Annotated in this window: 15 protein-coding genes; 8 read left to right on the top strand and 7 right to left on the bottom strand. The window is 74.3% G+C overall.

Annotation, left to right across the window (positions count from 1 at the left end):
* Positions 1-124: 124 nt before the first annotated feature.
* The 7 genes from OG715_RS37830 to OG715_RS37800 all read left to right on the top strand — a co-directional run bounded on the left by OG715_RS37830 (position 125) and on the right by OG715_RS37800 (position 8,213).
* The gene (locus OG715_RS37830) at positions 125-1,849 is read left to right on the top strand and encodes an outer membrane protein assembly factor BamB family protein (protein WP_266272729.1); all 1,725 of its coding nucleotides are present in this window, start codon (positions 125-127) and stop codon (positions 1,847-1,849) included.
* 283 nt (positions 1,850-2,132) lie between these two features.
* A complete protein-coding gene (gene pqqA / locus OG715_RS37825) occupies positions 2,133-2,291 on the top strand; it encodes a pyrroloquinoline quinone precursor peptide PqqA (RefSeq protein WP_266272730.1) in 159 nt (52 codons plus the stop codon).
* Complete coding sequence (gene pqqC, locus OG715_RS37820) at positions 2,288-3,079, top strand: pyrroloquinoline-quinone synthase PqqC (protein WP_266272731.1); 792 nt, start codon at positions 2,288-2,290, stop codon at positions 3,077-3,079. The genes pqqA and pqqC overlap by 4 nt, the downstream gene beginning before the upstream one ends.
* Positions 3,076-4,629: a pyrroloquinoline quinone biosynthesis protein PqqE gene (gene pqqE, locus OG715_RS37815; protein ID WP_266272732.1), complete on the top strand. Its 1,554-nt coding sequence runs from the start codon at positions 3,076-3,078 to the stop codon at positions 4,627-4,629. The genes pqqC and pqqE overlap by 4 nt, the downstream gene beginning before the upstream one ends.
* Positions 4,565-5,599 (top strand): pyrroloquinoline quinone biosynthesis protein PqqB, encoded by a 1,035-nt coding sequence (gene pqqB / locus OG715_RS37810; protein WP_327064238.1) that lies wholly within the window; start codon positions 4,565-4,567, stop codon positions 5,597-5,599. The genes pqqE and pqqB overlap by 65 nt, the downstream gene beginning before the upstream one ends.
* Before the next feature lie 231 nt (positions 5,600-5,830).
* Entirely contained in the window at positions 5,831-7,405 is a 1,575-nt protein-coding gene (locus tag OG715_RS37805; RefSeq protein ID WP_266272733.1) for a lytic transglycosylase domain-containing protein, read from the top strand.
* A 157-nt stretch (positions 7,406-7,562) separates the two neighbouring features.
* Positions 7,563-8,213, top strand: a complete 651-nt coding sequence (locus OG715_RS37800) for an SIMPL domain-containing protein (protein ID WP_266272734.1) — start codon at positions 7,563-7,565, stop codon at positions 8,211-8,213.
* Between the two features lie 31 nt (positions 8,214-8,244).
* On the opposite strand, the gene OG715_RS37795 is transcribed toward OG715_RS37800, so the two are convergent.
* From OG715_RS37795 to OG715_RS37780, 4 genes are all read right to left on the bottom strand, one after another.
* Positions 8,245-8,646: an SRPBCC family protein gene (locus OG715_RS37795; RefSeq protein ID WP_266272735.1), complete on the bottom strand. Its 402-nt coding sequence runs from the start codon at positions 8,644-8,646 to the stop codon at positions 8,245-8,247.
* 106 nt (positions 8,647-8,752) lie between these two features.
* Positions 8,753-9,835 carry a DUF5954 family protein gene (locus tag OG715_RS37790; protein ID WP_266272736.1) on the bottom strand — a complete coding sequence of 361 codons (1,083 nt, stop codon included), beginning with the start codon at positions 9,833-9,835 and terminating at the stop codon, positions 8,753-8,755.
* A gap of 155 nt (positions 9,836-9,990) precedes the next feature.
* Positions 9,991-10,575 (bottom strand): TerD family protein, encoded by a 585-nt coding sequence (locus OG715_RS37785; protein WP_266272737.1) that lies wholly within the window; start codon positions 10,573-10,575, stop codon positions 9,991-9,993.
* Positions 10,576-10,750: 175 nt separating this feature from the next.
* Complete coding sequence (locus tag OG715_RS37780; RefSeq protein WP_266272738.1) at positions 10,751-11,434, bottom strand: class I SAM-dependent methyltransferase; 684 nt, start codon at positions 11,432-11,434, stop codon at positions 10,751-10,753.
* Between the two features lie 322 nt (positions 11,435-11,756).
* On the opposite strand from OG715_RS37780, the gene OG715_RS37775 reads away from it, so the two are divergent.
* Positions 11,757-14,120 carry a glycosyl hydrolase family 18 protein gene (locus tag OG715_RS37775; protein WP_266272739.1) on the top strand — a complete coding sequence of 788 codons (2,364 nt, stop codon included), beginning with the start codon at positions 11,757-11,759 and terminating at the stop codon, positions 14,118-14,120.
* Positions 14,121-14,214: 94 nt separating this feature from the next.
* On the opposite strand, the gene yidD is transcribed toward OG715_RS37775, so the two are convergent.
* The 3 genes from yidD to OG715_RS37760 all read right to left on the bottom strand — a co-directional run bounded on the left by yidD (position 14,215) and on the right by OG715_RS37760 (position 16,899).
* Positions 14,215-14,835: a membrane protein insertion efficiency factor YidD gene (yidD, locus tag OG715_RS37770; RefSeq protein WP_323182198.1), complete on the bottom strand. Its 621-nt coding sequence runs from the start codon at positions 14,833-14,835 to the stop codon at positions 14,215-14,217.
* A 113-nt stretch (positions 14,836-14,948) separates the two neighbouring features.
* Complete coding sequence (locus OG715_RS37765; RefSeq protein WP_266272740.1) at positions 14,949-15,722, bottom strand: bestrophin-like domain; 774 nt, start codon at positions 15,720-15,722, stop codon at positions 14,949-14,951.
* A 160-nt stretch (positions 15,723-15,882) separates the two neighbouring features.
* A complete protein-coding gene (locus tag OG715_RS37760) occupies positions 15,883-16,899 on the bottom strand; it encodes a hypothetical protein (protein ID WP_266272741.1) in 1,017 nt (338 codons plus the stop codon).
* Positions 16,900-17,047 lie beyond the last annotated feature (148 nt).

Raw genomic sequence — 17,047 nt, 5'->3', positions numbered from 1 at the left:
TTCCCCCCGGGGCGTGAACGGGGCGGGCTCCGGGGTTCGGGCGGATGCGGGTGCGGCGCGGGCGTTCGCAGAATGACGCGACGGCGCCGCAGCCGTACTCCCCCCGACAGCCAAGGCGGATCGCATGAGCCGATCGCACCCACCCGCCCACTCCACCGGACCGCAGGCCGCCGGACCGCACCCGGAGCCGATATCCAACGGTCCGGCATCCCGGGGCTCGACGTTCCGGGGCCCGACCTCCCCGCCACCGGGGCCCGCGGCGCCGCCGGCGGGCCCCCGGCGGAGGCGCACCGGGGCGGCCCTGCTCTCCGGCTTCGCGCTGCTCGCCCCGGCCCTCGCCGCCGGCGCGCTCGGCGGCGCGGCCCCCGCCCGGGCCGACAGCCCGACCGTCTCGGTCAACACCATGCGCACCGCCTGGGACGCCAACGAACCCGGCCTCGCGCCCGCCCAGGTGTCCGGCTCCGACTTCGGACGCCGCTGGTCGACCGCCGTCGACGGCGCGGTGTACGCCCAACCGCTGGTGGCCGGTTCGACCGTGATCGTCGCGACAGCGACCAACCACGTCTACGGCGTCAACGCGGCGGACGGGAAGATCGTCTGGCAGCGCGCGCTCGGCACCCCGGTGGCGTCCTCCAGCGCCTGCCTCTCCCCGGGTACCGGCATCATCTCGACCCCGGTCTACGACAAGACGACCAAGACCGTCTACCTGGTGAGCAAGTCCAGCGAGGGCGGCGCTCACTTCTCGGTGCACGCGCTGGACGCCACCACGGGCGCCTCCCGCAGCGGCTGGCCGGTCACCGTCTCGGGCTCGCCGGTGAACAGCCCCGGGGTGCAGTTCAACACCAGCACCTCCGCCCAGCGGGCCGGACTGCTGCTGCTCGACGGCGCGGTCTACTTCGGCTTCGCCTCGGACTGCGGCCTCGGCACGTACGTCGGCACGGTCGCGGGCGTCAACACCAGCACCCGCAAACTCACCCTCTGGTCCACCGAGTCCGGCTCCGCCTCGCAGAACGCGGGTGTCTGGATGAGCGGCGGCGGCCTGGTCTCGGACGGCTCCGGGCGGATCTTCATCGCGACCGGCAACGGCGCCGGTGAGGGCTCCTCGCCGCTCAAGGGCCCGGGCGACAAGCCCGGTGGCCACTTCGCCGAGTCCGTCGTCCGGCTGGGCGTCAACAGCGACGGCAGCCTCGCCCCGCGGGACTTCTTCAGCCCCACCAACAACCGCGAGATGGACCACGGCGACGTGGACCTCGGCTCCGGCGGTCCGGTCGCCCTGCCGTCCGGTTTCGGCAACGCCGCGCACCCGCACCTCATGGTGCAGGTCGGCAAGGACGGCCGGATCTTCCTGCTCGACCGGGACAAGCTCGGCGGCATGGGCCAGGGCCCCAACGGCACCGACGGCGTGGTCGGCACCACCGGCCCGTTCAAGGGCGTCTGGGGCCACGCCGGCGTCTGGGGCGGTGACGGCGGCTACGTCTACCTGGTCGAGAACTACGGCTCGCTGCGCGCCCTCAAGTACTCGGTGAACAGCGCCGGGAACCCCCAGCTCACCAGTGCCGCGACCAGCCCCGAGGGCTTCGGCTACGCCTCCGGCTCCCCCGTCGTCACCTCCAACGGGACGGCGGCCGGCTCGGCCCTGGTGTGGTCGGTCTACTCGGGCACCGGGCCGGGCGGCCAGAACGGCGAACTGCGGGTCTACGACGCGCTTCCGGTCAACGGCTCGCTCAAGCTGCGGCGCAGCTTCGCGCTCGGCACGGTGACCAGGTTCTCCGTCCCGGCGACGGACGGCGGGCGGGTGTTCGTCGGCACCAAGGACGGCCACCTGGTGGCCTTCGGCCGGTCCGCCTGAGCCGGTCCGTCCGGTCCCGCCACAGCTTTCCGAACGCCCCGCCGAATCCCGACACACCCCGTGACGCCCACTCGACACGGCACTGCCGGACCGGCACACTCGACACCGGTTTCCGTCCCGGGCCCCGCCCGGGTGCGGAGTCCGTCGCGTCACCCGTTCGATCGCGAATGTCACACGATCGCACGGTCCGGACCGGCGGGCGGACCCGGCGGCTCGTAGCGTCCTGCTCCAGGGGCCGCCGGACCCCGACCCCCACCCCACTTCACCGAGGAGGGCAACTCCCATGAAGTCCACGCTCACGCCCCAGCTGACCGCCACCACCGCCACCGTCGCGCCGGCCGCTCCGGCGGCCGCCGCCAAGCCCGCCTGGTCCGCCCCGTCGGTGCAGTGCCACCGCACCGGCGCGGAGGTCACCGCGTACGCCGCGCGGACCACTCGGTGACCCAGGCTTCCACCATCGCGTCGACCCGCGAGGAGTTCGCGGCCAGGCTCCACGGCCTGCGGGGACGGTACTGGGACACCCACCCGTTCCATCTGCGCCTGCACTCCGGTGGCTGCACGCCACCGGAGTTGCGGCGCTGGGTCGCCAACCGCTGGTACTACCAGCTGTGCCTGACCCGGAAGAACGCCGCGATCATCGCCAACTGCCCGCTCCCGGAGGTCCGTCGGGAGTGGACCCGGCGGCTCGGCCAGCAGGACGGGCCGCAGGAGGGCGAGGGCGGGCTGGCCGACTGGCTGGTGCTCGCCGAGGCCGTCGGCCTGGACCGCGCCGAGGTCCTGGACGAGCGGCACGTGGCGCGCGGTGTGCGCTTCGCCGTCGACGGTTACCTGCACTTCTGTCAGACCCGGCCGTGGACCGAGGGCGTAGCGGCCGCGCTGACCGAGATGTTCTCGCCCGACCACATGGCCGAGCGGGTGATCGCCTGGCAGAAGCACTACGACTGGATCGACCCGGCCGGCTACGCCTACTTCGAGCACCGGATCCCCGACGCCCGCCGGGACAGCGCCCGGACGCTCGACGTGGTGCTGGACCACTGCGTGACGGCCGAGCAGCAGCAGGCCGCGGTGTCGGCGCTCGCCTTCAAGTGCGAGGTGCTGCGGGCGATGCTCGACGCGGTCGACTACGGCCCGGAGACCGCCGCCACCGCCGGGGCCGCCGCCAATGCCACCAAGGCCACCAAGGCCACCGGGACCGCCGGAACCCCCGTGCCCGCCGGGGCCGGCCGGTGAACGCCGCACCCGCCGCCGCGGCCCCCGGGCTGCGGCGCGGGGTGCGGCTGGTCCACGACCCGGTCCGCCGGCAGGACGCCCTGCTCTACCCGGAGGGCGTGCTGCTGCTCAACGGGACCGCCGCCGCCGTGCTGCGGCACTGCGACGGACGGCGCGACGCCGCCGAGGTCACCGCCCGGCTCGCCGAGGAGTACGAGGGCGTGGACGCCGGCCAGGTGCTCGCCCTGCTGGCCGACCTCGCCGATCGGCGGCTGCTCGCCCTCGACGGCACCGGCGGCCCGGCCGACCCGTACCCGGCCGCCGGACTGCCCGGGGCCGCGGCCGGCAAGCGCGCCCCCGCCCCGCTCGGCCTGGTCGCCGAACTCACCCACCGCTGCCCCCTGCAGTGCCACTACTGCGCCAACCCGGTCGAACTCGTCCGGCAACGGGAGGAACTGGACACCGGGCAGTGGCTGCGGGTGCTCGACCAGGCGCGCGGGCTCGGTGTGCTCCAGGTCCACCTCACCGGCGGCGAGCCGCTGCTCCGCCGCGATCTGGTCACCATCGTCGCGCACGCCCGGGAGCTCGGCCTCTACACCAACCTGATCACCAGCGGTCTGCCGCTGGACGGTGACCGCGCCGCCGAACTCGCCGCGGCCGGGCTGGACCACGTTCAGCTGTCCGTCCAGGACGCCGACCCCCGGCAGGCCGACAGCATCGCCGGGCTGACCCGGCTCAAGGGTCCCACCGGGCACGAGCGCAAGCTCGCCTCGGCCGTCCTGCTCACCGGCGCCGGACTGCCGCTCACCGTCAACGCCGTGCTGCACCGCGCCAATGTCGAGCGCCTCGGCGAGATCGCCGACCTGGCCGTCGCGCTCGGCGCCGACCGGGTGGAGCTCGCGCACACCCAGTTCTACGGCTGGGCCTGGGTCAACCGGGCCCACCTCGCGCCGAGCGACGAGCAGGTCCGGCAGGCCGAACAGGACGTCGCCGCCGCCCGCGCGCGGCACGGCGACCGGATCGAGATCACCCATGTCGTCGCCGACCACCACAGCGGCACCGCCAAGCCCTGCATGAACGGCTGGGGGAACGAGCAGTTGGTGGTCTCGCCCGACGGCGCTGTGCTGCCCTGCCTGGCCGCCGCCCAGCTGCCCGGGCTGCCGGTGCCGAACGCCGTGACCGACGGTCTGGCCGCGAGCTGGCACGACTCGCCCGCGTTCAACCGCTACCGCGGCACCGACTGGATGCCCGAACCGTGCCGCAGCTGCGACCTGCGCGAGCAGGACTTCGGCGGCTGCCGCTGCCAGGCCTTCCAGTTCACCGGCGACGCGGGCGCCACCGACCCCGCGTGCCGACTCTCCCCGCAGCACCACCTGGTGCACGCGCCCGACCTGGAGGCCGGTCCGTCCCCCCGGCCGCGCCGGTTCACCGCGCCCGTCCCCCCGGCGCCGCCGGTGCTGCCGGTCCCGACCGTCCAGATCGTCCAGACCCTCCCGGCTCTCCCGGCTGTCCCGGCTGTCCCGGCCGTCCCCGCCCGGTCGCCCGACCCGTCCGTGCCGGGCCCGGCCTGAGCGCCCCCGGCCCGGGACCCGTCCCTCGGAGCACGCACTGAAGATCCGGATCCTCGGCACCGCCGCCGGTGGCGGCCTGCCCCAGTGGAACTGCGGCTGCGCGGGCTGCGCCACCGCCCGCCGCACCGGCGCCGCCCGCAGCCAGGACTGCCTCGCGGTCAGCGCCGACGGCGCCGCCTGGTACCTGGTCAACGCCTCCCCCGACCTGCGGTCCCAGCTGCTCGCGACCCCCGAGCTGGCGCCCCCGCCCGGCACCCGGGACACCCCGCTCCGCGGCGTCCTGCTGACCAGCGGCGAACTCGACCACACCCTGGGCCTGGTGACCCTGCGCGAGGCCGCCGGGCTGACGGTGCACGCGACCGCTCCGGTCCGGGCCGCGCTGCACGAGGGGTTCCCGGTCGGCCCGCTGCTCGCCCCGTACACCAAGGCGCGCTGGCACACCGTCGTCCCCGGGGAGCCGGTCGAACTCGCCGGGGGGCTGGTGGCCGAACCGCTGGCCCTCGGCGGCAAGCGCCCCCGGTACGCCGCCGACCTGGCCGGCCTGCCGACGGGCGACCGGTCCGAGGAACCGCCCGGCGGGCGCACGGACTGGGTGATCGGCTACCGCTTCACCGAGGCCGGCGGCCGCGCCAACGCCGTGTACGCCCCCGGTCTGGCCGCCTGGACGCCCGCCGTCGACCGGGCGGTGGCCGACGCGGACGTGGTGATCCTGGACGGCACCTTCGCGACGGACGACGAGCTCGGCGAGCGCACCGGCGGCGCCCGCGGCTCGCGCGGCATGGGACACCTGGCGGTCGCCGACTCGCTCCCCCACCTGGCCGGCCGCCCCGGCCCGCGCTACCTCTACACCCACCTCAACAACACCAACCCGCTGGCCCACCCGGGTTCGCCGGAGGCCGTCGCCCTCGCCCCGGCACTGGCGGCGGCCGGCGCGGCCGTGGCCGAGGACGGGATGCTGCTCGACCTCTGAAACGCGGCCCCGCCCGGGTCGCCCCGGCCGTCCCTGACCGTGTCCGGTCGAACTGCTCCACCGTCCGTTCACCGAACGGTGGCGCCCGGTATCGCCCCAGGCCACCAAGGGCCTGTCAGATCGTCGTGATACTAATCATTCGGGTCATGAGATCTGTCATGCACCGGAAGGCACGATGGTGACAGCCGGTCCGTTCCCAGGGGACCGGACGGTGACGGGGAGGGGCAGGGCATGGTGACCAGGAACGGCGCGGCCGCACAAGGAGACGGCGGGCCCGCGGGGGCGGAGCCGCGGACCGGTCGGACGACCGGACGCCGGCTGCGGCTCGGCAAGCGGCTCACCGGCATGCTGGCGGTCTTCACCGCCCTCGCCGCGCTGACCGGCTCCCAGGTGACCGGCCTCCGGCTCGCCCCGGCCGCCGCGGCCGAGCCCGTCCCGGAGCAGCCCGGCGGCAGCGCCGCGACATTCCCGGGCCTCGGCGCCGACGGCATCGGCGCGCCGTTCGGCACCGGTGCCACCCCGCTCCCGGGCACCCTCGGCACCGCGCCGGTCGACGGCGGCGGCACCCTGCCGCTCGCCCAGCCGCCGCTCGCGCCGCTCACCTCGCCCTTCGCCGATCCGCTGCGCTCCGGTCCGGCCCTGCCGGAGACGGTGTTCGCCGCCTACCGCAAGGCCGAGGCCGCGCTGATCCTCCGCTCCCCCGGCTGCCACCTGCCCTGGCAGCTGCTCGCCGCGATCGGCGAGGTCGAGTCCGGCCAGGCCGGCCGCGGCGCGGTCGACGCCGCCGGGACGACGTTCCGTCCGATCCTCGGCCCGGCGCTGAACGGCGCCGGCTTCGCCGCGATCGGCGACACCGACGGCGGCCGCTTCGACGGCGACGCCCAGTGGGACCGCGCCGTCGGGCCGATGCAGTTCATCCCCTCCACCTGGGCCTCCTGGGGCGTGGACGCCAACGCGGACGGCAAGGCCGACCCGAACAACATCTACGACGCCGCCGAGGCGGCCGGCCGCTACCTGTGCGCGGGCGGCCGCGACCTGAACGACCCGGCCCAGCTGGACCGGGCGATCCTCGGCTACAACCACTCCGCCGAGTACCTGCGCACGGTCCGGAACTGGATGGCCCACTTCGGCACCGGCAGCCCGGTCACCACCCCGAACCGCCCGGGCACCCCGAGCCCGCTGACGCCGCTGCTCCCGGTCGTTCCGGTGGCGCCGCTCGTGCCGACCGCTCCGCCGGCCCCGGTCGTGCCGAACCCGGCCACGACGCCGGCCACGACGCCCGGCACGTCGCCGACGCCGAGCCAGAGCACCGCGCCGACCGCCCCGGGCACCCCGAGCACCACCCCCACCACCACGCCGTCGGGCGAGCCCTCGCCGAGCGCCACGCCCTCCGGCACCCCCTCGCCCTCCGCGTCCGCCTCGCCGTCCGCCGAGCCGAGCGGCACCCCGAGCGGCACGCCCACCACCGCACCCACCACCACGCCGTCGGGCAGCCCGAGCCCCAGCGCGACCGCGACGCCGACGAGCACCCCCACCACGACGCCCACCGCCACGCCGACGGCGTCGCCCACGGGCACCCCGACGGCCTGCCCCACCCCGACCGGCACCCCGACCGCGACCGCGAGCCCCACCGCGACGCCGTCCGGCACACCGTCGACCACCCCGAGCGCGACGGCCACCCCGGGCGCCCCGGGTTGCCCCACGCCCACCCCCACTCCGTCGGACACCCCGTCCGCGAGCACCACCCCGAGCGCTCCGAGCGCCACCACCTCCCCGTCCGCCGCGCCGTCCCCTTCGGCCCACTAGTACTTGAGCCGCGCTCCTTCGTCCCCCGGTCAACGGCCCGGGATGCGGGGCACGGTGGCACGGAAGCGATACACGAGGGCCCGGCGCGACCGCCGGGCCCTCGGCCCGCGTGCGAACACCTGAATCGTCAAGTCATCGTGCTGATTGGATGAGCCGTATGTTTGACAAGCATTCGATAGACGCCCCTTGGGGCGCGTCCGTGTTCGGCGCGGCGAGCGTGGACGCGGCGCCGGACGTGGCCCGGCTCCGGGTGGCGATCGCGGAGACGCGGCCGAAGCCGGGTGAGGCGTTCGAGGCCACCCGGGGCGGGGTCAACCGGATCCGGGACGTCCTGCGCGGTCACGGGATCCCCGACACCGCGGTCTCGACCTCACGACTGGATCTGAAGTCCTCGTGGGACTACGGCAGTGAGCGCAAGTTCCTCGGTTACGAGTGCACCGCCTCGTTCGTGATCGAGCTGCGCGAGCTCGACCTGCTGGAGCCTGTGCTCGTCGATGTCGTCGAGGCCGGGGCGAACCAGGTCGACGGAGTCGAGTTCGACGTGAATGCGAAGAAGGAGCTGCGCGCGCAGGCCCGCACGGCCGCGGTGGCCGCCGCGCGGGAGAAGGCGCAGCTGTACGCGGAGGCCGCGCAGGTCCGACTCGGTCCGGTCGTCCACATCAAGGACGTGGACTCCGAGCAGCTGCAGAACAGCTACCGCAGTCACCGCGGCGGCGGCGCGGGTGGCGACGGCGACGGCGACCTGACGCCGGGCAGGATCAGTGTCACCGCGGGCGTGGTCATCGGCTTCTCGCTGATCGGGGGCTGACAGCACCCACCCGGACCGCGGCGCCCTGCGGTCAGCTCCCGGCCCGCCGCTCCAGCGTCTCCTTCATCACCTGGGCCCCCCGGGCGACGCGCGGCCGGACCTGGTCGATCATCTCGTGCGGCAGCACATCGGTGGTCCACACCAGCCGGCAGCGCCCGGCCTCCTCGGGGAACACCTGGAAGGAGGCGTGGTGGTGGGTCAGCGGGATCCGGAACCCCTCGACAGCCGAGTAGGCGAGCCGGCGCAGACCGTCGTCGACGCTCACGATCAGCTCCCGCACGACCGCGCCGCCCGGCACCGTCAGATACCGGGTGTCGCCGTCCATCCGGACGTCGAGGACATAACCGGGAACGAGACGCTCGTGCACCGCGCCCACGTCCCGAACCGCGTCCCACACCTCGTCGGCGCCGGCTTCGATCACGATGTCCTGCACGACGGTGGCGATGGCCGTTCTCCCTGCCCGCAACGATGACTGACGATCCGTAAATGATCGCCGTTCGGCGCGGCGGCCTCGGCGGCGGGGTGGGTGCGGGCGTTCGTCAGACCGGGTTCCCGGGCTCTTCGGCGGTGTCCTCGCCGTCGTTCTCGTCCTCGTTCTCGGCGTAGAAGATGCCCGCCTCGCGGTCGCGCTGTTCCTGGACGCGCAGCGGGAGTTCCGGGTCCCAGTCCGAACTGCGGGGCAGTTCCGGGCCGTCGGGGCCGAGGCGGACCACGGGCTCGACCCGGACCAGTCGGAAGTGGCGGTCCGCGGCGCGGAGTTCGTCGGCGCGCTCGGCGTCCAGGCGGTCGGCGGCCTCCGCGTAGCGGGCGAGTTCCTCCTCGCCGAGGTGCGGGTCCAGCCGGGGGGCGAACTCCCGGAGGTAGGCGGCCAGGGTGTCGCGGGCGTGCTGCGGGGTCTCGCAGGCGCCGGTCATCGGGCCCCAGCCGCCGTCCCGGTACTCCGCGACCGCGCAGTGCACGGGCAGTACCAGCACATTCGGGTAGAGGTGGGAGGAGAGCCGGGCCTGTTCCCGGACGTCGTCCGGGATGGAACGGCCGGTCGGCACCAGGGACATCATGTCCAGCCGCAGGATCCCGTCGACCAGGGTGACACCCGCCGCCGGGTCGATCACGAACCCGGTCGTCCGGGGCGGCAGCCGGTGACCCTCGCCGACGGCGGCCGGGTCCGGGTCGGTCGGCCGAGGCGGCTCGATGCCGTCCGGGCCCGAGCGCAGCACCTGCTCGGCACGGAAGATCCGGTAGTCACGCCCGCCGGCGGAGATCTCGTCGAGCGGTTCCCACTCCAGCCGTTCGTAGGCCGCGCTGTAGGAGGCGCGCTGCTCCTCGTCGAGGTCCCGGTCGGCGGCCTGGTCCGAACCGGGTTCGGCGAGCGCCCAGGCCCGGAACGCGTGCCCCAGGTCGTCCCGGGCGGCCTGCGGGGTGGTGGCGTGGAACTCGACGATCCGCCAGGCGCCCGAGCCGGTGCGCTCCAGGCTGCCGAAGACCGGCGGCATCATCATCAGGTTCGGGTACTTCTCGCGGGATGCCCAGGCCTCCAGACCGGCCACCGCCGCGACCGGGTCGTCCGTGTGGGTGACCCGGATCGTCAGGTGCTCCGGCAGCTGCGCAGCGTCGTCGTCCATGCGGCCAGTGTTAGCGGACCCGCCGAGAGCCCCGCAGGGTTATCGCGGAACTCCACCCGACCGGGCCCGCCCGCCGTCGGCCTGGGGGCGCGGGCACCCGGACCGGCCCGTCCGGGACACCCGGGCGGGCCGTGCGGGCGTACCGCAGAGGTGGTTCAGAGGTACTTGACCAGCTCCGGCATGAGGTCCTGGAAGGTGCGGCCGCCGGCCGGCTGCCCGATCGCGGTCATCTGCCAACCGGCCTGGGTGCGCTGCATCTTGGCCATGATCTGCGCGGTGTAGGCGCCGCCGCCGGTGAGTGTGTACCGGGCCAGTTCGGTGCCGGTCTGGGTGTCGACCAGCCGACAGAAGGCGTTCTCGACCTCCTGGAAGGTCTGGCCGGTGAAGGAGTTCACGGTGAAGAGGATCTGGTCCACCTCGGCCGGTACGGCGGTGAGGTCGACGGTGATGGTCTCGTCGTCGGTCGCGTCCCCGGCGCCGCCGGTCAGGTTGTCACCGCTGTGCCGCACCGAGCCGTCGTTGCTGGTGAGGTGCTGGAAGAAGACCACGTCGACCGGCTTGCCCCCGGAGAACAGCACCGCCGAGGCGTCCAGGTCGATCTCCTGGGAGGCGAACAGCTTGGCCAGGAAGCCCTTGCGCTGCGCCGCCCGCCAGCCGAGGCCCATCCGTACCACGCCCAGGCGGCCTCCGCCCGGCTTCTCCAGGCTGAGCTTCTGCCCCTTCGCCAGCGAAACGCTCATCGCGCCCTCCTCGTTGATCGCACTCGCACCTTGAATCTACAGCACTGTAGATCTTTTTGGCGCTGCGGGACGCCTTCGTCCCGGGACACCTGCATACCCCGTGCGACCGCCGCGGATGCGGGTGACACCGCACCGCACCCGGGCCGGGCGATCCGGGCCGCCGGGCCGCCGGGGGTCAGGCCGGCCGCTCCAGCCGGACCAGGGCGTCCACCGCCACCGCGCCGCCGCCCTCCGGCCCGCCCCGCTCCCGGTCCCGGTCCCCGTCCTGGTCCCCACCCCGGTCCCGATGGCCGCTCTCGGCGGCGACCGGGCGGAGGACCCGCTCGGCCCGGACCGTCCGCAGACCGGCGCCGACCAGGTCGGCGAGCACGTCCTCGGGGGTGTAGAGCACGGCCGGGTCCTGCGGGCCGCCGACCCCCTCGGTCAGGTTGCTGGAGTCGTGCCCGACCACCAGCAGGGTGCCGCCGGGCGCGAGCGCCGCCGCGGCGCGCCGCAGTGCCGCCCGGCGGTCCTCGGCCGGGATCTGGAGGTAGGCGACCACGACCAGGTCGTAGCCCTCCGGCGGGGCCTCAAAACCCCGGGCGTCGCCGTGCCGCCAGGTCAGCCGGTCGGCGACCTCGTCGGGCAGCGAGGCGGTGAGCCGTTCGGCGCGGCCGAGGGCGACGGTGGAGAAGTCGAGGCCGGTGACCTCCCAGCCGAGACCGGCGAGCCAGATGCTGTTGCGGCCCTCCCCGGCGGCCAGGTCCAGGGCCCGTCCGGGTACGAGTCCGGCCAGCTCACGGACCACCCAGCCGTTGGGCCCGGTGCCCCAGACCAGCTCGCTGGCGGCGTAGCGCTCGTCCCAGGCGCGGCTGTCCATGGCCGTTCTCCGTTCGACGCGGGGATTTCTCGGGAGGCCACCGTACCGGTCCTCCGGCCGGCCCACCGGGTGCCCGACCCGTCCGCGATTCACCCGCCGGGCACCCTTGACGGCGAATATTGGTCCAGTCCAATCTGTGATGTCGTGATGCACCGGCCCCGGCCGGTCCGCGTCGAGGCTTCCGCACGCCGTACACCCGTACGTCCGTACTGCCGCTCCGTCTTCACCCGGCCGCGCGCCCCCACAGCGCCCGGCCCGGCTCCCCTTGGCCCACCCGGGCCGTCGCACCGCCGGAAACCCCACTCCTCCGGAGGACAACCGCATGCACGACCGTGTCATGTCCGCGCGCCCTGCCGAGCGCCGGGCCGTCGCACCGCGCCGACGAGCGCTCGCACTCGCCCTGGCCGCCACCCTCAGCACCGGTGGCGCCGCCCTCGCGCTCACGCTCGACACCGCCTCGGCCGCCGCCGTCAACCTGCTGACCAACGCGGACCTGGAGACCGGCACCCTGGCCGGCTGGACCTGTGCCAACGGATCCGCGGTCACCACCCCGGTCCACGGCGGCGGTTACGCGCTCAACGGCGCCGTCTCGGCCTCCGACACCGCCGAGTGCCGGCAGACGGTCGCCGTCCTGCCGAACACCACCTACACCCTGGCCGGCTGGGTCCGGGGCAACTACGTCTACCTCGGCGCGACCGGGACCGGCGTCAACTCCCAGAGCTGGACGCCCGGCACGGGCGGCTGGACGCAGCTGAGCAGCACCTTCACCACGGGTGCGAGCACCACCTCGGTGACGGTCTTCACCCACGGCTGGTACGGCACCGGCGCCTACCAGGCCGACGACCTGAGCCTGACCGGCCCGGCCGGACCGACCGGCACCGCCAGCCCGACGGCGACGAACAGCCCGACGGCGACCAGCAGTCCGACGGCCAGCCCGACCGCGACCGGCAGCCCCACCACCAGCCCCACCGTGACCACCAGCCCGACGGCGACGAACAGCCCGACGGCCACCGGCAGCCCCACCGCGACCGGGACCGCGACGCCCACCGCCACCTCGACGGCCACCGGCCCCGCCGGGGACGGCAAGGTCACCACGCCGGCCGGCGTCACCGTCACCAAGGTCACCCACAACGCCGTGGTGCTCCAGTGGCAGCCGTCCACCGCGACCGCAGGTGACGCCCCGGTCGCCTACAAGGTCTACGCGGGCGACCAGTTGGTGGCCACCTCGATGGGCACCTCGGTGGCCGTCAGCTCGCTGCTGCCCACCCGCGGCTACGCCTTCACCGTCCAGGCCTACTCCGGCAGCCACGCCTCCGCCCAGTCGGCCCGGGTGAGCACCACCACCACCGCGGCGCCCGCCACCAGCCCGTTCCGCTCGGCCTACTTCGACCAGTGGGGCGTCTACGAGAACGCGTACCACGCGAAGAACGTCGACACCAGCGGCGCCGCCGGCAAGCTGGACGTCGTCAACTACGCGTTCGCCAACATCCACCCGACCAACCTCACCTGCTTCCAGGCGGTCAAGGCCTCGGACTCGGCGAACGAGAACAACCCCAACGCCGGTGACGGCGCCGGTGACGCGTACGCCGACTACCAGGCCGACTACAACGGCGCGACCAGCGTGGACGGCAGCGCCGACACCTGGGAGCAGCCGCTCAAGGGCAACTTCAACCAGCTGCGCCAGCTCAAGGCCAAGTACCCGAACCTGAGGTTCACCATCTCGATCGGCGGCTGGACCTACTCCAAGTACTTCTCGGACGCGGCGGCCTCCGACGCCTCCCGGAAGAAGTTCGTGTCCTCCTGCCTGGACATGTTCCTCAAGGGGAACCTGCCGGCGAACGTCGCCGGGGACCCGGCGGGCGGCACGGCCACGGCGGCCGGGCTCTTCGACGGCGTCGACCTCGACTGGGAGTACCCGGGTTCGACCGGCGGCCACACCGGCAACCACACCTCGCCCGCCGACAAGCAGAACTTCACCCTGCTGCTGAAGGAGTTCCGCACCCAGCTGGACACCCTCGGCAACGCCCAGGGCAAGCGCTTCCTGCTGACGGCCGCACTGCCCAGCGGGCAGGACAAGATCGCCCAGCTGGAGACCGACAAGATCGGCGCGTACCTCGACTACGCCGACATCATGACCTACGACATGCACGGCTCGTGGGACGCCAAGGGTCCGACCAACCACCAGGACCCGCTGCACGACAGCCCGGCCGACCCGACCACGCCGATCACCCCGGGCAACCGGAAGTACAACATCGACACCACGCTCACCGCGTACACCACCGGCCTGCCGGAGTACGGCATCGCGGGCGGGTTCCCGGCCGCCAAGCTGGTGCTGGGTGTGCCGTTCTACTGGCGCGGCTGGACCGGTGTGCCGGCCGGCTCCAACTTCGGCCTGTACCAGAGCGCGACCGGTCCGACCCCGGCCAAGCCGCTGAGCGCGGAGGCCGGCCTGGCCGCCTGGAAGGAGCTCAACCCCACCGCCGCCAACACCCACTGGGACCCGGTGACGGAGTCCTCCTGGGTGTACGACGGCACCAACTTCTGGACCGGTGACACCCCGCAGGCCGTCCAGGCCCGCGGCGCGTACGCCAGGAGCAAGGGGCTGGCCGGGATGTTCGCCTTCTCGCTGGAGAACGACGACGCCGCCGGGACGATGCTCAACGCGATGAACAGCAGCCTGCACTGACGCCCGGTCGGACAGCGGGGCCCGACCGGGACGATCCGGTCGGGCCCCGCGTGCGACTCGGTGCGCCCCGTCCGAAGCGGCGCACCTGGGCGGTTCAGCGCTCCGGCACCGGGTCGACGCCGTTCCTCCGCCGGGCGGCCGAGGGGCGGCAGCGCAGCAGCCGGCCCGCCGTGAGACGGGCGCCGCGCACCGCGCCGTGCCGGTGCAGGGCCTGCACGGCGTAGGTGGAGCAGCTCGGCGTGTACAGGCAGCAGGCGGGACGCTTCGGGCTGATCTCGGTGCGGTAGTGGCGCACCGCGCCGTAGAGCACCCCGGCCACCAGGCCCTGCGGCGCGGGCGCGGCCCGGTCCGCCGTACGGGTCCCGGCGGCGCCTCCCCGACCGGCGGTGAGGGCGAACCGGAGTCCGGCGGCCAGGGCCATCGGGAGCAGCGCGAGCAGGCAGGGCCCGTCGCACCCGCCTCCTCCCCCGCCGCAGCCTCCGTTGCCGCCACCGCAACCGCCGTTGCCACCGCCGCCGTTGCCACAGCCGGAAGGCAGGCAGTTGTCGAGGTCGTCGTCCTTCTTCCGCTCGCCGTGCCTGCGCAGGTAGGCCTTCCACTCCTGCTGCCGGCGCTTGCGTTCGCGCCGTTCCTCGGCCGGCAGCCACCACCAGGCCCGTCCGGGACGCTGGGTCGTCGGGAACTGTTCACCCTGACCGGGCTGCTGGTACGCCACTGCTCGCGATTCCTCTCGGCGCGCACGCCGGGGCCGACCCCCAACGGCCCGATCAGATTATCGAAGGCCCGGATCGTGGGGGTCGGCCCGCAGGAGGATCCCGCGCGGTGCGCTCAGTCGCTACCGCCACCCAGGGTGGGGAACAGATCGGTGAACGTCTGGGTGGTGACCGAGACGCTCCGGCCGAACGGGTCGTCGAAGTCCCAGATCAGGAACAGCAGGAAGGCGATCAGCGCACTGAACGCACCGGCCAGGATCAACTCGCGCGGGGAGCGCCGGATCTGGAGGAAGAACACCATGCCCACCGTCACCACGGCGCCGACGATCAGGCCGAACCAGACCACGCCGGGCATGCTCGGGCCGGCGTTCTGGCCGCGCGCGTTGCGGGCGTCGTCGACGACGCTGATCCGGTCCAGCATCGGCTGGTACGCCTGCGCCTCCAGGTCGGAGGCCGGGGGGCGGGTCGCCACATCGGTGCGCAGCTTGTCCAGCAGCTCGGTGCCCCGGTCGGAGATCTCGCCGTTCTCGCGCATGTACGTCCACTCCACGTCGACCACGTAGGAGACGTAGGCGTCGACGTCGGCCCGGATCTTGTCGCGGTACTCCACCGGGTAGACCTGCGCACGGGCGCTCACCTCGTGCAGTGCCTGCGCCTCGCGGAAGACGTCGTCCTGCGCCGCGCCGCGGGTCTCCCAGACTCCGGCGATGGCCAGGCCGAGCACGATGGCGTAGACCACGCCGATCATCATCGTCATGTACTCGATGACGTCGGGTGTCTCGTCGGTGTCCTCGTCCGCACCGGCGCGGCGGTGCCTCAGCAGCACCACCGCCACCACCACGGCACAGGCCGCCAGCATGGCGATGGCCAGCGCCAACCATTCGGACATCGGGATTCCTTTCTCGGTCGGGGATCGACAGGAGTCGATCGGAATCAGTCGGACAGGTGGGTCGGGCCGTACCGGGCCCGGCACACGGGGAACAGGAACGCCCACCGGTCGGGCGGGCAAGGACGCAGGCAGAAGGAAGGGAACAGGGAGCGGTGCGGCGTCAGGAGCCGCTCGAACCACCGGAGCCGCTGGAACCGGCGGAACCACCGGCTCCGGCACGACCACCGGCACGCCCCCGTCCGCCTCCTCCGCCGCCGCGCGGGCGCAGCGCCGCCACGGCGAGTACGGCGGGCACGGTGATCACCAGCATCGTCCGGGTCGGCGAACTGCCGTGGTGCACGGGTGGCGCCGGAACGGGCTGGGCCTTCGGAACCGGCCGCAGCGTCGGGGCCGGGCGGACCGGGCTGGGCTTCGGTGACGCCGGGGTCGGCGTCGGGACCGGGGCCGGAGGCGCGGGGGCGGGCGGCACCGGGGGCGGGACCGCCGGCGCCGTGGACGGCCGCGGGCTCGCCGGTCGTGGCGAGGGCTTCGGCGGTGGCGGCGTCGGGGAGGGCGCGGGTGGCCGGGGCGACGCGGGCGGCGGGGTGGGCTGCGGCGTCGGGGAGGGCGGCACCGGGGCCGGAGCCGGCGGCGGGGTCGGCACCTGGGTGGGGGTGGGGGTGACGGTCGGCTTCGGCGTGGGCGTCGGCGTCACGGTGGGGCTCGGGGTGGGCGTCGGAGTCGGCGTCTGGGTCGTCCGCGACGGCGTCGGAGTGAGTGTCGGCGTCGGTGTCGGCGAGGGGCACGGGTGGTGGTGCGTCGGCCTCGGCGGCCAGGGCTTGGTGGGCCACGGCTTCGGGTGGTGCAGGATTCCGGAGAGGTCGACGTCCACGCCCACCTCGACGTCCACGTCCACCTCGGTGTCCACGCCGTCCCGGCCCACCCCGACCGACACGCCCGTACCGGTGTGGACGCAGGTGTCGACGACCGGGCCGTGCGGGTGCCCGCCGTGCCGCTCCGCCGAGGAGCGGGCGGTGGCCGAGCCCGTCAGCAGCGCGCAGAGCGCGACCACACCGGCGGCCGCTCCGACGAGTCGGACCCTCCGCGGCCGCAGGTCGACGCCCTTGGCGAGGCCGGTTCCGGGTAGGACGGCGCGGCTGCGGGGGGCGCCGTCCACCGACGCCCGGTCCGCGGTCACGGTGCCCCGTCCATCGGTATCCGCCGGGGCGGCTGGTGCTGCGGCATGGGCTCCATGCACCTCTCGTGTCGTCAGGAGGGCCGGCCCGGGCCGGAAGGGGGGCCGACACCGGACGGCCCGCCGCAGTGGGCGGGCCGTCCGGCATCAG

The organism is Kitasatospora purpeofusca (genome assembly GCF_036010405.1).
GTDB classification, from domain to species: domain Bacteria; phylum Actinomycetota; class Actinomycetes; order Streptomycetales; family Streptomycetaceae; genus Kitasatospora; species Kitasatospora purpeofusca.
The sequence above is the reverse complement of the archived record's forward strand: the minus strand, read 5'-3'. Positions and strand labels throughout refer to the sequence as shown.

Excerpts from the sequence above, each read along its gene's own strand:
- OG715_RS37830 (WP_266272729.1), top strand. The coding sequence starts at position 125 with ATGAGCCGATCGCACCCACCCGCCCACTCCACCGGACCGCAGGCCGCC.
- pqqA (WP_266272730.1), top strand. The coding sequence starts at position 2,133 with ATGAAGTCCACGCTCACGCCCCAGCTGACCGCCACCACCGCCACCGTC.
- OG715_RS37805 (WP_266272733.1), top strand. The coding sequence starts at position 5,831 with ATGGTGACCAGGAACGGCGCGGCCGCACAAGGAGACGGCGGGCCCGCG.
- OG715_RS37800 (WP_266272734.1), top strand. The coding sequence starts at position 7,563 with ATGTTTGACAAGCATTCGATAGACGCCCCTTGGGGCGCGTCCGTGTTC.
- OG715_RS37790 (WP_266272736.1), bottom strand. The coding sequence starts at position 9,835 with ATGGACGACGACGCTGCGCAGCTGCCGGAGCACCTGACGATCCGGGTC.
- OG715_RS37785 (WP_266272737.1), bottom strand. The coding sequence starts at position 10,575 with ATGAGCGTTTCGCTGGCGAAGGGGCAGAAGCTCAGCCTGGAGAAGCCG.
- OG715_RS37780 (WP_266272738.1), bottom strand. The coding sequence starts at position 11,434 with ATGGACAGCCGCGCCTGGGACGAGCGCTACGCCGCCAGCGAGCTGGTC.
- OG715_RS37775 (WP_266272739.1), top strand. The coding sequence starts at position 11,757 with ATGCACGACCGTGTCATGTCCGCGCGCCCTGCCGAGCGCCGGGCCGTC.
- OG715_RS37765 (WP_266272740.1), bottom strand. The coding sequence starts at position 15,722 with ATGTCCGAATGGTTGGCGCTGGCCATCGCCATGCTGGCGGCCTGTGCC.